16 protein-coding genes are annotated in these 17,791 nt (G+C 63.7%); 12 read left to right on the top strand and 4 right to left on the bottom strand.

Annotated features, from left to right (window positions below):
- Window positions 1-43 precede the first annotated feature (43 nt).
- Window positions 44-772 (top strand): DUF899 domain-containing protein, encoded by a 729-nt coding sequence (locus ACTDI4_RS20160; protein WP_442842846.1) that lies wholly within the window; start codon window positions 44-46, stop codon window positions 770-772.
- A gap of 7 nt (window positions 773-779) precedes the next feature.
- On the opposite strand, the gene ACTDI4_RS20165 is transcribed toward ACTDI4_RS20160, so the two are convergent.
- Window positions 780-941: a hypothetical protein gene (locus ACTDI4_RS20165; protein WP_442842847.1), complete on the bottom strand. Its 162-nt coding sequence runs from the start codon at window positions 939-941 to the stop codon at window positions 780-782.
- A 118-nt stretch (window positions 942-1,059) separates the two neighbouring features.
- Between ACTDI4_RS20165 and ACTDI4_RS20170 the strand changes: the two genes are divergently transcribed.
- The 11 genes from ACTDI4_RS20170 (at window position 1,060) to ACTDI4_RS20220 (ending at window position 15,877) form a co-directional block, all read left to right on the top strand.
- Window positions 1,060-2,967, top strand: coding sequence for a propionyl-CoA synthetase (locus tag ACTDI4_RS20170; RefSeq protein WP_442842848.1), 1,908 nt, complete (start codon window positions 1,060-1,062; stop codon window positions 2,965-2,967).
- Between the two features lie 79 nt (window positions 2,968-3,046).
- Window positions 3,047-3,214 (top strand): hypothetical protein, encoded by a 168-nt coding sequence (locus tag ACTDI4_RS20175; RefSeq protein ID WP_442842849.1) that lies wholly within the window; start codon window positions 3,047-3,049, stop codon window positions 3,212-3,214.
- A 123-nt stretch (window positions 3,215-3,337) separates the two neighbouring features.
- Window positions 3,338-4,051, top strand: coding sequence for a helix-turn-helix transcriptional regulator (locus ACTDI4_RS20180; protein ID WP_442842850.1), 714 nt, complete (start codon window positions 3,338-3,340; stop codon window positions 4,049-4,051).
- 290 nt (window positions 4,052-4,341) lie between these two features.
- Window positions 4,342-5,328 (top strand): AraC family transcriptional regulator, encoded by a 987-nt coding sequence (locus ACTDI4_RS20185; RefSeq protein ID WP_442842851.1) that lies wholly within the window; start codon window positions 4,342-4,344, stop codon window positions 5,326-5,328.
- A gap of 298 nt (window positions 5,329-5,626) precedes the next feature.
- On the top strand, window positions 5,627-7,552 hold the full coding sequence (locus ACTDI4_RS20190) for a DUF4214 domain-containing protein (RefSeq protein WP_442842852.1): 1,926 nt from the start codon (window positions 5,627-5,629) through the stop codon (window positions 7,550-7,552).
- A gap of 388 nt (window positions 7,553-7,940) precedes the next feature.
- Complete coding sequence (locus tag ACTDI4_RS20195; protein ID WP_442842853.1) at window positions 7,941-9,731, top strand: FG-GAP-like repeat-containing protein; 1,791 nt, start codon at window positions 7,941-7,943, stop codon at window positions 9,729-9,731.
- A 117-nt stretch (window positions 9,732-9,848) separates the two neighbouring features.
- The gene (locus ACTDI4_RS20200; protein ID WP_442841230.1) at window positions 9,849-10,874 is read left to right on the top strand and encodes an IS110 family transposase; all 1,026 of its coding nucleotides are present in this window, start codon (window positions 9,849-9,851) and stop codon (window positions 10,872-10,874) included.
- Between the two features lie 292 nt (window positions 10,875-11,166).
- On the top strand, window positions 11,167-11,358 hold the full coding sequence (locus ACTDI4_RS20205; protein ID WP_442842854.1) for a DUF4214 domain-containing protein: 192 nt from the start codon (window positions 11,167-11,169) through the stop codon (window positions 11,356-11,358).
- A gap of 143 nt (window positions 11,359-11,501) precedes the next feature.
- Window positions 11,502-14,153: a DNA translocase FtsK gene (locus ACTDI4_RS20210; RefSeq protein WP_442842855.1), complete on the top strand. Its 2,652-nt coding sequence runs from the start codon at window positions 11,502-11,504 to the stop codon at window positions 14,151-14,153.
- 114 nt (window positions 14,154-14,267) lie between these two features.
- A complete protein-coding gene (locus tag ACTDI4_RS20215; RefSeq protein WP_442842856.1) occupies window positions 14,268-14,951 on the top strand; it encodes an outer membrane lipoprotein carrier protein LolA in 684 nt (227 codons plus the stop codon).
- A gap of 119 nt (window positions 14,952-15,070) precedes the next feature.
- Window positions 15,071-15,877, top strand: coding sequence for an exodeoxyribonuclease III (locus ACTDI4_RS20220; protein ID WP_442842857.1), 807 nt, complete (start codon window positions 15,071-15,073; stop codon window positions 15,875-15,877).
- 3 nt (window positions 15,878-15,880) lie between these two features.
- Here the strand turns inward: ACTDI4_RS20220 and ACTDI4_RS20225 are convergent, their stop codons facing one another.
- From ACTDI4_RS20225 to ACTDI4_RS20235, 3 genes are all read right to left on the bottom strand, one after another.
- Window positions 15,881-16,366, bottom strand: coding sequence for a GNAT family N-acetyltransferase (locus ACTDI4_RS20225; protein WP_442842858.1), 486 nt, complete (start codon window positions 16,364-16,366; stop codon window positions 15,881-15,883).
- A 31-nt stretch (window positions 16,367-16,397) separates the two neighbouring features.
- The gene (locus tag ACTDI4_RS20230) at window positions 16,398-16,853 is read right to left on the bottom strand and encodes a cyclic nucleotide-binding domain-containing protein (protein WP_442842859.1); all 456 of its coding nucleotides are present in this window, start codon (window positions 16,851-16,853) and stop codon (window positions 16,398-16,400) included.
- 126 nt (window positions 16,854-16,979) lie between these two features.
- Window positions 16,980-17,663 carry a response regulator transcription factor gene (locus ACTDI4_RS20235; protein WP_442842860.1) on the bottom strand — a complete coding sequence of 228 codons (684 nt, stop codon included), beginning with the start codon at window positions 17,661-17,663 and terminating at the stop codon, window positions 16,980-16,982.
- Between the last annotated feature and the right edge of the window lie 128 nt (window positions 17,664-17,791).

The following is a 17,791-nucleotide window of genomic DNA, read 5'->3' on the forward strand; positions in this document are numbered from 1 at the left end:
GCCGGCCGGCGGCGTCCTTGGCATGGAGCAAGGGAGAACCGCCATGCAAAGCAATCGCATCGTCTCGCAAGAGGAATGGTTCCAGACCCACAAGGCGCATCTGGCACGCGAGAAGCAATTGACCCGCCTGCGCGACGAGATCGCCGCCGAGCGCCGCAAGCTGCCCTGGCTGAAGATCAGGAAGGACTATGTCTTCGAGACCGAGCAGGGCCCTAGGCGGCTGGCCGAGCTGTTCAAGGGCAAAAGCCAGCTCATCGTCTACCACTTCATGCAGGGCTCCGGCGGCCATCGCTGCCCCGGCTGCGCCTTCCTGGCCGACCATATCGACGGCGCCGACCGGCATCTGAAGCATCACGACGTGTCGCTGGTGGTCGTCTCGCGGGCCCCGCTCGACGAGCTGCTGCCCTACAAGCGGCGCATGGGCTGGAAGTTCGACTGGGTGTCGTCCTATGCAAGCGACTTCAACTTCGACATGCAGGTCTCCTTCACCGACCGGCAGATCGCGGCCGGAGACACGACCTACAATTTCGAGACGCGCCCGCTGCAAAGCAGGGAACTGCCGGGCGCCAGCGTGTTCTACAGGAACGAGGCAGACGACATCTGCCTGACCTTCATCGTCCGCGCGCGCGGCGGCGACGCGCTCATCGGCGCCTACCACTATTTCGACCTGACGCCGAAAGGCCGCAACGAGGACAGGCGCGGCATGATGGGCTGGCTGCGCCTCCACGACGAATATGAGGACGAGGCGAAGACGGAAGGCTGCTGTTGCTGAGCGGCAGCTACCAGCCGTGGCCCAGCACGGCGGTCGCAGAGATGGCCGCCAGGGCCACCACGGCCAGCTTCCAGAAATCGCGCCTCTGCCTCAGGCCGGGCAGGCCGAGCGGCTTGAAGAGATGGAATACCATCATGGCCAGGATCATGAGCGCGAGCAGCTTCGACATCACCCGTCTTTGACCAGCATCGCCGCCTTCTGTCAAAGCAGGCTTCGTCATTAGTCAGATGGACGCGCCCGCCCCGAAGGCGCTAAGAGTTCGAAACGATGCGCGACGGGAGGATGCCATGGTTTCACGCTATCACGATGTCTATGCGGCCTGGCAGCACGACCCGGAGGGTTTTTGGGCGGAAGCAGCCCGCGGCATCGACTGGTATCGCCCGTTCGACAAGGTGTTCGACCCCGGCGAAGGCGTCTATGGCCGCTGGTTTGCCGGCGCCACCTGCAACACCTGCCACAATGCGCTCGACCGCCATGTCGCCGGCGGCCGCGCCGGGCAGTTGGCGCTGATCCACGACAGCGCCATGACCGGCAAGGTGAGAAAATTCACCTTCGCCGAGCTGCAGCGCGAGGTGGTGGCGCTGGCTTCCGTGCTGCGCAACCAGGGCGTGGAGAAGGGCGACCGCGTCATCATCTACATGCCGATGGTGGCGGAGGCGGCGATCGCCATGCTCGCCTGCGCGCGGCTGGGGGCGGTGCATTCGGTGGTGTTCGGCGGCTTTGCCGCGCGCGAGCTCGCCACCCGCGTCGACGACGCGCAGCCGAAGCTGATCATATCCGCCTCCTGCGGGCTGGAGCCCGGCCGCACCGTCGCCTACAAGCCGCTGCTCGACGGCGCGCTGGAGCTTTCCCGCCACAAGCCGGAGCGCTGCGTGATCCTGCAGCGCGATGAATTGCGCTGCGACCTCATCCCCGGCCGCGACGTCAACTATGCCGACGCCGTGGCGCGCGAGCGCGCGGCGGGCGCCTGGGTCGACTGCGTGCGCGTGGCGGCCACCGACCCGCTCTACGTGCTCTACACCTCCGGCACCACCGGCCAGCCCAAGGGCGTGGTGCGCGACAATGGCGGCCACATGGTCATGCTGCACTGGTCGATGGAGAACGAGTTCGGCGTCCGGCCGGGCGAGGTGTTCTGGGCCGCTTCCGACGTCGGCTGGGTGGTGGGCCATTCCTACATCGTGTATGCGCCGCTGCTGGCCGGCTGCACCACGGTGATGTTCGAGGGCAAGCCGGTGGGCACGCCCGACGCCGGCACCTTCTGGCGCGTCATCGCCGACCATGGCGTCGCGGCCCTGTTCACCGCGCCCACCGCCTTCCGCGCCATCAAGGGCCAGGACCCGAAAGCCGAACTGGTGGCGAAATACGACCTGTCGAAATTCCGCACCCTGTTCCTGGCCGGCGAGCGCGCCGATCCCGAGACGATCAAATGGGCGGAACGCGCCCTCGGCGTGCCGGTGATCGACCATTGGTGGCAGACCGAGACCGGCGCGCCCATCACCCACAACCCGGTGGGGCTGGGCACGCTGCCGGTGAAATACGGCTCGCCGGGCGTCGCCATGCCGGGCTACGACATCCGCATCCTGGACGATGCCGGCCATGAGGTGTCGCCCGGCACGCTGGGCAACGTGGTGCTGAAGCTGCCGCTGCCGCCCGCATGCCTGCCGACGCTGTGGAACGCCGACAGGCGCTTCTCCCAAGCCTATCTCGACGAGTTCCCCGGCTACTACAAGACCGCCGACGCCGGCATACTGGACGAAGACGGCTATCTCTTCGTCATGGCCCGCACCGACGACATCATCAACGTCGCCGGCCACCGGCTTTCCACCGGCGCCATGGAGGAGGTGCTGGCCGAGCATCCCGACGTGGCCGAATGCGCGGTGATCGGCGTGGCCGACGCCATGAAGGGCCAGGTGCCGCTGGGCTTCGTGGTGCTGAACGCCGGCGTCACGCGCGACGGCGCCACGATCGAGCAGGAAGCCGTCGGCCTGGTGCGCGACAGGATCGGCCCGGTTGCGGCCTTCCGCACGGTGGTGACGATCAAGCGCCTGCCCAAGACGCGCTCGGGCAAGATCCTGCGCGGCACCATGCAGAAGATCGCCGACAAGGAAGAGTGGAACATGCCGGCGACCATCGACGACCCCGCCATCCTCGACGAGATCACGGCAGCGCTCAAGGCGCGCGGCATCGGCGCCTGACCGGCTCCGTCCCTCCTGACGCAGGGCTGTCAGCAGGGGTGTGCGATGATGCTTCCTGTCCGATCGAGAGGAGGCTGCCATGACCCGTTTCGCCGTCTTTACCCTGCTGAGGTCCTATGCCGGCAAGGTGCGCACCATCCGCAACGAGATCCGCACCGAGCGCCTGCTAAACTCGCTGCCGCCGCATCTGCGCGCCGACATCGGCTGGCCGGACCGCTATGCGGAGGAAGAAAGCCGCGAGCGCTGATGCGCTCGCGGCCGAAAGCGGCGCATGCACTCCTGACATTATGCTGTCAGGAGCGACATGCGATACAATGCCCCGCGCGGCGGGCCGCACCTGCCGAGATGGCATCTAAGCCGGGAGAAGCGAATGCGACGTGCCGACAGGCTTTTCCAGATCGTTCAGCACCTGCGCGGGGGCCGGCTGGTCACGGCGCAGAAGCTCGGCGCATGGCTGGAGGTTTCCGGGCGGACCATCTACCGCGACATAGCCGACCTGCAATCGACCGGCGTGCCGATCGACGGCGAGGCCGGCGTCGGCTACATGATGAGGGAGGGCTTCGACCTCCCGCCGCTGATGTTCACGCGTGACGAGATCGTGGCCCTGGTGGCCGGGGCGCGCATGGTGCGCGCCTTCGGCGGCGCGGCGATGGCCCGCGCGGCCGACGAGGCGCTGGTCAAGATCGGCGCCGTGCTTCCCGACACGGAGAAGGACCGCATCGCCCGCACCGAGATCCACACGCCGATGTGGGTGGTGAGCGACGCCGCGCGCGAGGCCATCGACCTGATCGAGCGGGCGGTGGAGAAGCGGCAGGTGCTGACCATCGACTACAGCGACGAAGCCGGCCGCGCCACCAGCCGCGACATCCGCCCGCTGGGCCTGTGGTTCTGGGGCAAGGTGTGGACGCTGATCGCCTGGTGCGAGATGCGCGCCGACTTCCGCGCCTTCCGCATCGACCGCATCTCCTCGCTCGTGATCTGCGACCGCACCTTCCGTCCCGAGCGCGGCAAGCAGCTCGCCGACTTCTATCGCGCCGTGGAGCGCAGCGAGGCCTATATGGGAACGACCGCACGCGGCGCCTGACGCCCTGCGCCGCGCGCCGCCGGCAGCCCCCGCGGTAGCTCCTTCGGCCTAATTGCCGCCGCCGCATGCCGCGCCTACCGTTGTGCCGCCGCCACGTGTGACGGCAGCCCGGCCGTCCAAAACCCCACCCCAATCCCGACGGCCGGGCACTGCCGGCGAAACCCGCGCCCACGGAGCAGTGAAGGGCGACCCGACGCCCGTTGCGCGACACAATAGTTTTCCTTGCGCAAGGTCATCCAACGGTTATTTTCGTGTGTTCGGCATTTCTTCTGGGCTTGTGGGGGCAAGACATGAGAGGCACGGGAGGAAAGCTTGGGCCCGCCAAAAGCGGCTTCCGTCGCTTTTCGACACGTTCTGTGCCGGCCGCGCAACGCTTCGACTTCTGGCGCGGCATCCACAGCTTCATCGACCTCGATGTCTCTCAGAAGGAAAAGCGCAAGGATTTCAACGCGGACCTAAAGCTCTACCACGCGGCGGACGGATCGACCTTCGGCTTTGTCAGCAGCGACGATGTGGTTTCCCGGTTCGCCAGGTCCAATGATGAATATGTCCTGTTCAGCCTTTGCCTGTCGGGCGCCGTGAAAATAAGAACGGATAGCGACGTGACGCGCACGGTCACACCCGCATCGGGTCTCACCGTCATGGACGGCACCCGCCCGATGACGACGATGTCCGACGGCCATTCGCATGTCTATCTGACGATCCCGAAGGTCAAGCTCGCGCCTGGCCTTGCCGACAAACCCGGCCTGTTGCGCGATGGCCTTTATGGGCCGCCACCCGAGGGGCTTGCCAGTATCTTGACGTCGTGTCTCGTCATGATCGCAAATGAAAGCGACAGACTGGACGAGCACGCCACGGCGGTCGTTGTCAACGCCGCCGTGGATATTGCCGTGGGCACTCTCGCCCGGGCGCATGCCGATCTCGGCGCGACGCCGGACGAACGCCACGACGAGGCCTTACATGCTGCGGCCTGTCGCTACATCCAGTTGCATCTCGGCGACCCGGATCTCACGTCCGCAAGGATAGCGCGTGCGCTCGGCTGCTCACGGGCGCATCTCTACCGGATTTTTGCGCGGCACGATCAGGGGATCGGCGAGATGATCCGCGCCGGGCGGCTTCACCGGGCATCGGCACTGCTCGCCTCGGCGCCGGACTGGCATGTCGAGCGGATCGCCATGGAGTGCGGATTCGCCAGCCCCTCGGCCTTTGCGCGCGCATTTCGTGACCGCAATGGCCTGACGCCAACCGCGTTCCGCGAGGGGATGCGCGACAAGTAGCATCCGTCGCGGCTGCCCTGAGACGAACTGCATAGCGATTGGACGCCCTGCAAAGCAGCAATCCGCTATAGGGTCGAGGGTCCGGCCGTTTCGTTATCGGCCGCACCGCCGCAAGGCCACCCGCCTTCAGCGCTGCCGATTCGACAGCGCTGAAGGCGGGGAAGCGCGCGGTGTGGGGGCGGCGAATTGTTCCTCACAATCGGCTCCTGCCCGGAAATGTCGGTGCGTCGGGGAATACTGCTCATTCCAAGAAAACCAAGGCGTTAGGTCTAGGGGCGGCAAACGAGGGGAACGCGACATGGTTGGCACGTTTAGATACACGTACAATGGCAACTACGACCCGGCCGAATCTTACGATATATTCGTTAATCCTAACATCACCATAGATGTTAATGGAATTATCGAGAATGGAATTTTATATCCTTTTAATATTGGTAAAGGTAGTTATTTTCATCCTGACTATAGTAGCGTTTTTGGGGTGTATTTAGAACGTACACCAACATCTTCTATACTATATATATTACGCAATTTAGATATTGAAAATATGGATGTTGATAAATATGGAGTTCTATTTGACCTCTCGGACGGCAATGGAGATGTCACATTCGTAGGAGGAGACTTCGGCGACGTGCTCATCGGCGGCAGCGGCGATGACGTTCTTGTCGGCGGCGGTGGCGATGATATTTTGGTCGGCGGCCCTGGCGCTAACACTTTAACGGGAGGGCCTGGAAACGACATCTTTCGCGGCTCGGCGGAAGACCTGGACGGCGACACGATCACCGACTTCTCGCTGGGAGACCGCATTCAGTTGACCGGCAGCGAGACGTTCCAAACCGTGAACTTGCTGCCGGGCGGAACGCAACTGCAATATACCGTCACCGGGGATGCGAACACTTATCTTTTGCATCTGACGGGGCCGGTTCCTTTTGTAACATATTCCGAGACGGAAATTGGCTTGGCACTTCCCGGCATCTCCATCGATGACGTCAGCCGGATTGAAGGCAATTCCGGCACGACGGATTTCGTCTTCACAATCTCACTCGATCTACTCTCCACGCTGGACGTGACATTCGACTTTTCGACATCCGACGGAACGGCGGATGCGACCGACTACGCGCTGATCAGCGGGTCCGGCAAAATTGCAGTCGGAGAGCAGTCCACGACGGTGACGATATCCGTCTTCGGCGACCGGCAATGGGAGCCGGACGAAACATTCTTCGTCAATATTTCGAACAGCATCAATGCCTCGGTCGCCAAAGGCCAAGGCGTTGGCACAATCCTGAACGACGACGATAAGCCTCCATCAAACGCCGCGCCCATCATCCTGAGCCCGCGCCTGCAGAACGCGGTGGAGGGTGACAAGGCCGCCTTCACCGTCGAGGCCCGCGATCCCGACGGGGACGCGCTGACCTATGCGATCTCCGGCGGCCGGGATGCCGACGCCTTCGTCATCGATGCCGCCACCGGGCAGCTGACCTTCAGGCACATGCCCGATTTCGAATGGCCCGGCTCGGCCGCCGGCACCAATGCCTATCTGGTCGAGGTCTCGGTCTCCGACGGAAGATTGACCACCGCCAAGACCTTCGAGATCGACGTCGCCGACGTCGACGAGGCGCGCGTCACCGGCACCTTCGGAGACGACCGGTTCAGCGCCGGCGACAGCCCGACGCATTTCATCGGGCTGAGCGGGCTCGATGCCGTGACCTTTTCCGGTCCGGCCGCCGACTACGCCATCGAAAAGGGCCCGCACGGCATGCTCTATGTCACCGGGCCGCACGGCACCGACACGCTGTCCTCGATCGAGCGGCTGCAGTTCGACGACGGCACGCTGGCCTTCGATACCGGCGGCACCGCCGGGCAGATGTTCCGGCTCTACCAGACCGCCTTCGGCCGCGAACCCGACGCCGAGGGGCTGGGCTACTGGATCCGCCATCAGGACGCCGGCCAGTCGAGCTTCGAGGACGTGGCGCGCTCCTTCATGGCCTCGCCGGAGTTCATCAAGCTCTACGGCGACGACGGCACGCTCTCCGACGACGCCTTCATCGGACTGCTCTACGCCAACGTGCTCGGCCGGGACCCGGACCCGGGCGGCTTCGCCTACTGGCTCGACAAGCTCGGCACCGGCCAGACCAGCCGGCCCGATCTGCTGGCCTTCTTTTCCGACAGCAACGAGAACGTCGCCGGCACCGCCGATGCTACCAGCGACGGCGTCTGGTTCGTGTGAGGCCGGCGCAAGCGCCAGCCCGGGGCCGCAAAAGGCCCCTTTCATGGTTAAAGCGACCCTAAATCTAGGTCATTGATTTTATTGATTACCCGTTACCGAGCCGAAATTTTCGGGAAGAAACTGACAGGACTATACTGCCGCTATTTCCAACCACGCCCTGCCCCAGCAGAAGCAACCAAAGCTGATCGTCGTCGTCGCATTCGACCGTAGTGAAGACGGTGAGCTATTTCCCGCGTTCGGGCCGGCCCGAACTCATCCTTGCTTGTGACGATCGCACCTTCGGCTTTCTACAGCTCCAGCAAAGTCCTTTATAAAATAATATTGCAAAATTGCGCAAATCCAGCAGATATCCGAGCCTGATTCCATTTTCGGGGAGAGGTTAGCAAGGATGGCGCTTTTTAGTATAGCATATCAGTTTTCGATAAAATTTCCGGCAGGTGCGTCGGTCGGTGCGACTGGTGTTTTTGACTTCAACGGCGACGGTTTTGATGACCTGGTTATTGCCCCGCTGAAGTGGCCTCCGTCTTACGGCTTGCTCCCAATCATTGTTGTTCGCAACAATGCCAATGGCACGTTCACTGATGTTAGCGGTGAAATTGTCGGTGGCATTCCTGGCGTCATACATCCTCGCGAGATCATTACGGGAGATTTCAACGGCGATGGATTGCAGGACGTCTTCATTGCAGACCATGGCTACGACGCCGACCCGTTTCCTGGCCTTCCGAACCGGCTTCTGCTCACTGAGAATGGCGGCTTGCGCTTTTCCGAAGGAAATTTGCCGGGTCTGGTCGACTACACCCACTCCACATCGACGGCAGACATCGATGGTGACGGTGATCTCGACATAATCGTAGGCAATATGTACGGGGAGAATATGTATGGCCCCTACATCATGATTAATGACGGCGCAGGAAATTTCTCGATTTCTGCCAACAGCCTGCCAGCGTCAGTAGCATCAACACAAAACGGGCATTATACGAGTCAGGAGTTCGGCGACATCAACGGGGACGGCGCCCCTGATTTGTTTATGGGATCGGGGTCAGGCTACCATCGCATCCTGTGGAACGATGGCACCGGAAAATTCATCGATAACAACACCATCCTTCCCGCCGCTTTCGGGGGGCAATCCCAGGCCGTCGACGTCGATTTTTTCGATGTTAACGGTGATGGCCTGATGGACATACTGGTAAATTCCTACCGCTACGATTTCACTGGCGTTGGCACCCAGCTCTTTGTCCAGCAACCCGATGGGACCTTCATTGACGAAGCTGCTCAACGCTTCGGGGTTAGTGAAGAAAATGTCCCATATTGGCGGCAATGGAACTATCCGGTCGATTTCGATGGTGACGGCGACCTTGATATTTTGTCGACCTACAATGGGCCTGATGTGCCGAAACCGGATCTGTGGATAAACGAAGGCGGATATTTCACGCGCACAAAACTCGATTTCCTCCCGTCATATGCTGCGCATGTTGGTGATTTTGACGGTAACGGCACTCCGGACATTGTTTCAATCGGCGGGGATGGCCTGGTGAGCATTTTCCTCAACCAAACCCCTCCTGGCGTCCGGCAGGTAGGAACCGCTGGAAATGATATCATCAATATTCGCTCAGGCGCGCGCATAATTGATGGGCTGGCTGGTATCGACGCAGTCAAGCTCGGAGCGGAAAGAGGGCCCCATTCGATCACCCTCAACAACGATGGCTCCATTCACCTCAGCAGTCCATCTGGCGAGAATTACACCTTAATTTCGATCGAGCGGCTGCAGTTTGATGACGGCACGCTGGCCTTCGATTTCGACGGGAACGCCGGCCAAGCATACCGGCTCTACCAAGCGGCATTCGACCGCGTTCCAGACACGGAAGGGCTGAGCTATTGGGTCGGTCGACTCGATTCCGGCACCACGTCACTCAAAGCAGTGGCAGATAGCTTCATTCACTCTCCCGAATTCGCCCGCACCTACGGGACGCAGGAGACGGTGACAAATTCGGAATATGTCGAACTGCTGTATTTGCACACGCTGGGCCGCATATCCGATCCAAGCGGATTCGATTATTGGGTGGAGAAACTCGATACCCACCAGACCAACCGGGGTGATCTGCTCGCCTTTTTCTCGGAGAGCGACGAGAACGTTGCGAGAACGGCAGACGCCGTGGCTGATGGCATCTGGCTTGGGTAGACCTGCGGCATAAAAAAGATCGGATGATTGGGGCGCCAGCCGCCTCCTTTGAAAGGGTGGCTGGTAGACCGTCTTCCGGGCAAGCTCCAACGGTTCAACCTGGAGGAGGCTTTTGCTATGGAATTGTTCGTTGGCCTTGATGTTTCGGTGCGCTCAACCAGCATCTGCGTGATGGATGCGCATGGCGATCTCATCCGTGAGTGCAAGGTCGAGACCGAGCCGACTGTGATCGGCACCGCACTTCACGCAGTTGGCGGTCCCTACAAGCGCGTCGGCCTAGAGGCCGGTCCACTCTCGCAATGGCTCTACAGCGGCCTCGCGGCCGCAGGCTATCCAGTGATCTGTGTTGAGACGCGGCACATGAAGGCCGCGCTCTCAGCTCAGATCAACAAGACCGATCGCAATGATGCCCGAGGCATCGCGCAGATGATGCGGGTCGGGCTCTACAAGCCGGTCCATGTCAAGACCGTTCGGAGCCAGGAGATTCGGATGCTGCTCACTGCGCGCAAGTTCGTGCAGGCGAAGATTGTCGATGCGGAGAACAACCTACGCGGCCTGCTGCGCAACTTCGGCCTCAAGGTTGGAGTCGTGACCAGGTTGCAGTTTGAGCGGCGCATTATCGAATTGCTCGAACAGTCCCCGCATCTTCACCTGGTGATCGATCCTCTCCTGGAAGTGCGCCGCGTGCTGAGAGAGCAGTTTCAGCGATTGCAAAAGGCGATGGAACGGCTGGCTGAGAACGACGACATCTGCAAACTCCTCATGACGGCACCGGGAGTTGGGCCGGTGGTTGCCCTAAGCTTTCGGGCTGGCGTCGACGAACCGGCGCGCTTCAGTCGATCTCGGTCCGTTCCAGCCCACTTCGGATTGACGCCTTCACGCTATCAATCCGGCGAGATCGACCGGGATAGAGGCATCTCCAAGTGCGGCGATGCAGGAATCCGCTGGGTAATGGTAGAAGCCGCCGGAATCTTGCTGCGGCTCACGAAGCGCAGCTCTCCGCTGAAGACGTGGGGACTATCCATTGCGCGTCGGCGAGGTATGGCAAAGGCTACCGTGGCGGTGGCTCGACGCCTGGCAGTCATCCTGCATCGGATGTGGATGGACAATACGCCATATCGCTGGGAGGCCAAGACCGCCTGAGTGATCGATCGAATAGAGAATTCCGCGACGCTGCGCGGATAGAGGTCCCGTTCAGGGACGAGTGGGTAGGCAATCTCGCGGGCGGGCTGGACGTCAGTTAAGACTGGCAGCTTCGGAAAAAAGAGTGGGATGCCTCTCCATCCGACCCGATCATGGAGCGGTCAAGCGCCGACTTCGAAGAGAAGCCAGACCCCTGGCGGGCAACCATCACGTCCTGCAGCTCAGATCCTTTGCGTGCCAGTGCTTCAGCACTACTTCGCCGGGCCTCACCTGGGGCCGGAGACAGTATCCTTTGCTTGACAAGCCCTGCCCCAAAAGAGAAGCCCGCCCCGACGAGCCGGACCCGGGCGGCTTCGGCTACTGGCTCGACAAGCTCGGCGCCGGCCAGACCAGCCGGCCAGACCTGCTGGCCTTCTTTTGCGACAGCAACGAGAACGTCGCCGGCACCGCCGATGCCACCGGCGACGGCGTCTGGTTCGTGTGAGGCCGGCGCAAGCGCCAAACCGGGCCGAAAAGGCCCCTTTCATGGTTAAAGCGACCTTAACCTTCCCCCGCATAGGCTGACGGCTGATTCCACCGGGCGTTTCCTTGCGGCCCGGCACAGCAATGACGGACGGGGATTGAGGAATGCGTTCAGGGGCATCGGCACCGCTCGCGCTGGTCGGCACGGGGCAAGGCATCCAGGCATTCGCGCGCCGGCAGGTCGGGCGGCTGGCCGGGGCGGCCCTGTTCGCCTCGGTCGTCTTCGCCGTCGCCAGCCTCGCCACCTGGAATGTCGCCGATCCGAGCTTCTCCCACGCCACCGCCAACCCGGTGACCAATGCCATGGGCTATCCCGGCGCGGTCTTTTCCGACCTTGCCATGCAGTTCTTCGGCCTGTCGGCGGTGGCCGCCCTGGTGCCGGCGGTGGTCTGGGCCTTCCTGCTGTTTACCGCGCACGGGCTGGGCAAGCTGCCGCGGCGCGGGCTCGCCTGGTTCGGCTTTGCGCTGTGCGCGGCCGCGATGGCCGGCTGCGTGGTGCCGCCGCCCACCTGGCCGCTTCCCACCGGCCTCGGCGGCGTCGCCGGCGACATGGCGCTGAAGCTGCCCGGCCTGCTGATCGGCGGCTATCCGCGCGGCCTGGTCGCCGGGGTGGTCGCCGCGCTGTTCGCCGCCCCCGGCGTGTGGCTGTTCGCCTATGGTTCGGCATTGATCTCGCGCCGCAGCGGCCTCGAGGAGGAGGACGAGGCTGCCGCGCCGCGGACAGAGGATCGCGATGCGGTGCTGTTCGAGGCCGACGACGACGAGGACGACGGCGAAGGCATGCTGGCACTGGGCGCGCTTGCCCACTGGTGGCTGGCGTTCCGGGCCTGGCTGCACCGCCGCTCCGCCCGCCGGCACGCCCGCGACGATTTCGACCCGGCGCCGCAGCGCGGTTCCAGCGCCTGGCGCCGCGCCGCAGCGCGCGTCGAATCGGCAGAGCTGGCCGAGGCCCGGATGGGCGGCGGCGGCATCCGCGTCGAGCCGGACTTCTCCGATCGCGCGGCGGGCGGCCATGCGCCCTCGCTGGACCCCTACGATGCGGACATGTTCGAGGTGGAGGACCCGGACGACTTCGATCCTGCGCCGGAGCACGGCTCATCCCGGTCGCAGCCGACCGCGCAGGTGCGCCATTTCCGCTCCGACGCCGCCACCCGCGTGCAGGCGCCCGCGCCGCGCCCGGCGGCCGGCGCCCGCGTGCAGCGCGAGGCCCAGACCTCGCTGATCGCCTCCGACATTTTCGAGATGCCGTCGCTGCATTTCCTGGCCGAGCCGAAGAACGTCGCCCGTGATCCCACGCTGTCCAAGGAAGCGCTGGAGCAGAACGCCCGCATGCTGGAGGGAGTTCTGGAGGATTTCGGCGTCAAGGGCGAGATCATCCATGTGCGCCCCGGCCCGGTCGTCACGCTCTACGAGCTGGAGCCGGCGCCCGGGATAAAATCCAGCCGCGTCATCGGGCTTGCCGACGACATCGCGCGGTCCATGAGCGCGATCGCGGCGCGCGTCGCGGTGGTGCCCGGGCGCAACGCCATCGGCATCGAACTGCCCAACGCCAAGCGCGAGATGGTCTATCTGCGCGAAATCCTGGCCAGCCGCGACTTCGAGCAGACCAAGGCGAAATTGGCGCTCGCGCTCGGCAAGACCATCAACGGCGAGGCCGTCATCGTCAACATCGCCAAGATGCCGCACGTGCTGGTGGCCGGCACCACCGGCTCGGGCAAGTCGGTGGCCATCAACACCATGATCCTGTCGCTGCTCTACCGGCTGAAGCCGGAGGAGTGCCGCCTCATCATGATCGACCCCAAGATGCTGGAGCTTTCCGTCTATGACGGCATCCCGCACCTGCTGACCCCGGTCGTGACCGATCCGAAGAAGGCGGTGGTGGCCCTGAAATGGACCGTGCGCGAGATGGAGGACCGCTACCGCAAGATGTCCAAGGTGGGCGTGCGCAACATCGACGGCTTCAACGCGCGCGTCCTGCAGGCGCACAAGAAGGGCGAGCAGATCAGCCGCACCGTGCAGACGGGCTTCGACCGCCAGACCGGCGAGGCGGTCTACGAGACGGAGGAGCTGGACCTGGAGCCGATGCCCTACATCGTCGTCATCATCGACGAGATGGCCGACCTGATGATGGTGGCCGGCAAGGACATCGAGGGCGCCGTGCAGCGGCTGGCGCAGATGGCGCGCGCGGCCGGCATCCATGTCATCATGGCCACCCAGCGGCCGTCCGTGGACGTCATCACCGGCACCATCAAGGCCAATTTCCCCACCCGCATCTCCTTCCAGGTGACGTCGAAGATCGACAGCCGCACCATCCTGGGCGAGCAGGGCGCCGAGCAGCTTCTGGGCATGGGCGACATGCTCTACATGGCCGGCGGCGGCCGCATCCAGCGCGTGCACGGCCCCTTCGTCTCCGACGACGAGGTGGAGAAGATCGTCGCCCACCTCAAACTGCAGGGCGTGCCCGAATATCTCGACGCCATCACCGAGGACGAGGGCGAGGACGAGGACGCGCCTTCCGGCCGTGGCGGTCCGGGCGGCGGCAATTTCGACGAGTCCGACGACCCCTACGACCAGGCGGTGGCCGTGGTGCTGCGCGACGGCAAGGCGTCCACCAGCTACATCCAGCGCCGGCTCGGCATCGGCTACAACCGCGCCGCCTCCCTTATCGAAAGGATGGAGCAGGAGGGAATCGTCGGCCCGGCCAATCATGCCGGCAAGCGCGAGATTCTCGTCCCCACGGAAGAGGACAAGCTTTGAGGAACCGCATCCGACCTCATGTGTTGAGATGACGCCAAACTTAGGCCCAACTGGGGGACGATAGGCAGAAGAAGCGCCCCGTGCCGCGCCCGCAACCAGAAGAGAACGACCCGCATGACCAAGCCACACACAGCCCCGATCCGCAGCTTCACTCCCACCCGCCGGCAGGTGCTGAGGCTCGGCCTGGCGCTAGGCGGCGCGGCGGCGCTGAACCTGGTGCCCGCCCTCGGCCAGATGGCCAGGGCCGACGCGGCCGTTCCGGCGGCGGCGCAAAGGATCGCCGACCACTTCTCCGCGGTGAAGACCATGACCGGAGAGTTCGTGCAGTTCGGGCCGAGAGGCGAGCAGACCGGCGGCAAGTTCTATCTGGAGCGGCCGGGCAAGATCCGCTTCAACTATGACGGGCCCTCGAAGTTCCAGGTGGTCTCAGACGGCCAGTCGGTGGTCATCCTCAACCGGAAGCTCAACACCTCCGACCTCTACCCGCTGTCGAAGACGCCGCTGAAGCTGTTGCTGGCCGACCGGATCGACCTGTCGGGCGACCGGGTCAGGAGCGTCAAGGAAGAGGACGACCTCACCACCATCAAGCTCGGCGACAGGTCGGTGTTCGGCAATTCGATGATCACCATGATGTTCGACCCGAAGACCTACGAACTGCGCCAGTGGACCATCACCGACGCCCAGGGCAAGGACACCACGGTGATGATCTTCAACACCAGGGAAGGCGTGAATTTCGCGGCCGACACCTTCAAGATCGACTACACCGCCAACCGGGAACTGAACACCAAGCAGCGCTGACGCCTGTGGATAGACGGCGCGGGATCGGCGCGGCCGTGTCGCGATCTGCCCCGGTGCCTTGTCTTTGAGCGGCCGTGCTGGCAGGGTCCGGACGAATTTTTCGCCGGGCCTTTTCTTCCATGACTTTTTCCATCGCCACCTGGAACATCAATTCCGTTCGCCTGCGCATGCCGCTCGTGGAACGCCTGCTGGCCGAGCAGGCGCCCGACATATTGTGCCTGCAGGAGACGAAATGCCCGGACGAGCTGTTTCCGGCGGCCGCCTTCCGCAAGCTCGGCTATGAGCATGTCGCCTTTCACGGGCAAAAGGGCTACCACGGCGTGGCCACGGTCGCGCGGCGGCCGCTCGAGGTGGTGGAGAAGCGCCGCTTCTGCAACATCGAGGACAGCCGGCACCTGTCCGTGCGCTTCTCGGCGGGGGAAAAGTCGATCCTGCTTCACAATTTCTACGTGCCGGCCGGCGGCGACGAGCCCGACCCGGAGATCAACTGGAAATTCCGCCACAAGCTGGACTTCGTGGCCGAGATGAACGAGGTGCGCGCCGAGCAGGACGAGGCGTCCGCCTCCATCCTGGTCGGCGACCTCAACATCGCGCCGCTGGAGCACGACGTGTGGTCGCACAGGCAGCTTCTCAACGTGGTCAGCCACACGCCGGTCGAGACCGAGAACTTCGAGGCCATGCGCAAGGCCGGCGCCTGGGAGGACCTGATGCGGATCGGCATACCCCACGACCAGAAGCTCTACACCTGGTGGAGCTACCGCGCCAAGGACTGGGCGGCCTCCGACCGCGGCCGCCGGCTCGATCACGTCTGGTCGTCGGCCAATCTCGTGCCTTCCTTCCTCGGCTACGACATCCTGCGCGAGGCGCGCGGCTGGGACCGCCCCTCCGACCACGTGCCGGTGATCGCGCGCTTCGAACTCGGCTGAGGCTTATCCGGCAGCGCCGGCCTCCCATTCGGGCCGCAGCAGCGACATGACCAGCTCGTCGCGATATTCGCCGTGGAAGAAGGCGCTGCCGCGCGAGATGCCTTCGGCCCTGAAGCCGACCGCCTCGTAGGCGCGGCGGGCGCGCGCATTGTCCGGAAACAGCCCTATCTGGAGACGGTGAACCTGCGTTTCGCGGAAGGCGCGGTCCACCACGGCGGCCAGCAGCCGGCGGCCATGCCCCTGCCCCGGCCGCGCAACCGCCACGCGCCGCACCAGCGTGACCCGCTCGGGCGCCCCCCAGAAGCGCAGCATCACGAAACCGGCCGGCCCGTCGTTCTCCAGGCCGATGAAATAGGCATGGCTGCCGTCGGCAAGCGCGGCGCGATGGGGCGCTTCCTCCCAGCGCCCGACGAGCGCCTCGTAGCCCTCGCCGCGCTCGGCAGCCAGGATGAAGGGCAGATGTTCTTCTCCTGCGCGCACCAGCGTCATTGCCGTTACCCGCTCATCCGCCATGGCCGGTTCAGCCCTCGAATTTGGGAGCCAGCGCCTCGATGCGCGCCACCAGCGCCTGCAACTCCCCGGCGACGCGCTTGTGGAGGCGCACGGCAAGTTCCGGATATTCCTCCAGGATGCGCCGGAACATGCTGCGGTTGAGCCGCAGCACATGCGTATCGGTCGCCGCGTAGGCGCTGGTCATGCGCCTGGTGTCGGCGATCAGCGCCAGTTCGCCGAGGATGGCGCCCGGACCTATGGCGGCGATCGGCGTGCGGGCCTCGTCCGCCTCGCGATAGAGCACGATCGAGCCCGCGGTCACCACATAGGCCGAATCGGCCTCGTCGTCCTCGCGGTAGAGCTTGCGTTCCGCCGGCAGCACGGTGGTTTCCGCGCCGAAGGCCAGAAGGCGCAGTTGTTCCTGCGTGAAGCCCTCGAAAAGAGCCACGCCGGACAAGGAGCGGATGTCGTCATCCAGCGCCATCAGTTCACGACCAGCCAGGCATGCATGGTCCCACGTCCCCGGGCCGACAGGCCGTTCCCTCCAAAAAAGCGACCCCCGCGCCCCGAATCGCCACCGGCCCTATAGGCCGTCAAATTGCTTAATATCTTACGGAACCAATTTGTAGCCGCCGCTTTCCGTGACGATGATTTCGGCATTGGACGGATCGCGCTCGATCTTCTGGCGCAGGCGGTAGACATGCGTCTCCAGCGTGTGCGTGGTCACGCCCGAATTGTAGCCCCACACCTCCTCCAGAAGGACGTCGCGCGTCACCACCTTCTGGTCGGCGCGGTAGAGATACTTGATGATGGAGGCTTCCTTCTCGGTCAGCCGCACCTTGGCGCCACGCTGGTCGATGAGCAGCTTCTGGCTCGGCTTGAACGTGTAGGGCCCGACGGAGAACGTGGCGTCCTCGCTCTGCTCGTGCTGGCGAAGCTGCGCGCGGATGCGCGCCAGAAGCACCGCGAAGCGAAACGGCTTCGTCACATAGTCGTTCGCGCCGGCTTCCAGGCCCAGGATGGTGTCCGAATCGGTGTCGTGCCCCGTCAGCATGATGATGGGCGCCTTGTAACCGCCCTTGCGCAGGATCTTCACGGCTTCCCGTCCGTCCATGTCCGGCAGGCCGACATCCACGATAAGCAGGTCCACGGCCCCGTTGCGCGCGGCCGCGATGCCCTTTGCGGCCGTCGCTTCCTGAAGCACGTCGAATTCCTCGTAGAGCGACAGTTGCTCTACCAGCATGGCGCGCAGGTCTTCATCGTCGTCGACGATCAGGATGGTGCGTGTGCTCATGGGTCAATCCATTGTTATGAAATAAGGTTCAGCCACCTGTTGACCGTCTGACGTTTATGCTGAAGCTCACCGGCAACAACAGCCGATCACAGAGATTTGTTCCGTGACACGATCATACAGGAAAAAAA

The sequence above is a fragment of the Mesorhizobium sp. PUT5 genome (genome assembly GCF_052216645.1).
In the GTDB taxonomy this organism is placed as follows: Bacteria; Pseudomonadota; Alphaproteobacteria; order Rhizobiales; family Rhizobiaceae; genus Mesorhizobium.

Bases quoted from the DNA above. Each gene is read 5' to 3' on its own strand.
- ACTDI4_RS20160 (WP_442842846.1), top strand. From the start codon at position 44: ATGCAAAGCAATCGCATCGTCTCGCAAGAGGAATGGTTCCAGACCCAC.
- ACTDI4_RS20165 (WP_442842847.1), bottom strand. From the start codon at position 941: ATGTCGAAGCTGCTCGCGCTCATGATCCTGGCCATGATGGTATTCCAT.
- ACTDI4_RS20170 (WP_442842848.1), top strand. From the start codon at position 1,060: ATGGTTTCACGCTATCACGATGTCTATGCGGCCTGGCAGCACGACCCG.
- ACTDI4_RS20175 (WP_442842849.1), top strand. From the start codon at position 3,047: ATGACCCGTTTCGCCGTCTTTACCCTGCTGAGGTCCTATGCCGGCAAG.
- ACTDI4_RS20180 (WP_442842850.1), top strand. From the start codon at position 3,338: ATGCGACGTGCCGACAGGCTTTTCCAGATCGTTCAGCACCTGCGCGGG.
- ACTDI4_RS20185 (WP_442842851.1), top strand. From the start codon at position 4,342: ATGAGAGGCACGGGAGGAAAGCTTGGGCCCGCCAAAAGCGGCTTCCGT.
- ACTDI4_RS20190 (WP_442842852.1), top strand. From the start codon at position 5,627: ATGGTTGGCACGTTTAGATACACGTACAATGGCAACTACGACCCGGCC.
- ACTDI4_RS20195 (WP_442842853.1), top strand. From the start codon at position 7,941: ATGGCGCTTTTTAGTATAGCATATCAGTTTTCGATAAAATTTCCGGCA.
- ACTDI4_RS20200 (WP_442841230.1), top strand. From the start codon at position 9,849: ATGGAATTGTTCGTTGGCCTTGATGTTTCGGTGCGCTCAACCAGCATC.
- ACTDI4_RS20210 (WP_442842855.1), top strand. From the start codon at position 11,502: ATGCGTTCAGGGGCATCGGCACCGCTCGCGCTGGTCGGCACGGGGCAA.
- ACTDI4_RS20215 (WP_442842856.1), top strand. From the start codon at position 14,268: ATGACCAAGCCACACACAGCCCCGATCCGCAGCTTCACTCCCACCCGC.
- ACTDI4_RS20220 (WP_442842857.1), top strand. From the start codon at position 15,071: ATGACTTTTTCCATCGCCACCTGGAACATCAATTCCGTTCGCCTGCGC.
- ACTDI4_RS20225 (WP_442842858.1), bottom strand. From the start codon at position 16,366: ATGACGCTGGTGCGCGCAGGAGAAGAACATCTGCCCTTCATCCTGGCT.
- ACTDI4_RS20230 (WP_442842859.1), bottom strand. From the start codon at position 16,853: ATGGCGCTGGATGACGACATCCGCTCCTTGTCCGGCGTGGCTCTTTTC.
- ACTDI4_RS20235 (WP_442842860.1), bottom strand. From the start codon at position 17,663: ATGAGCACACGCACCATCCTGATCGTCGACGACGATGAAGACCTGCGC.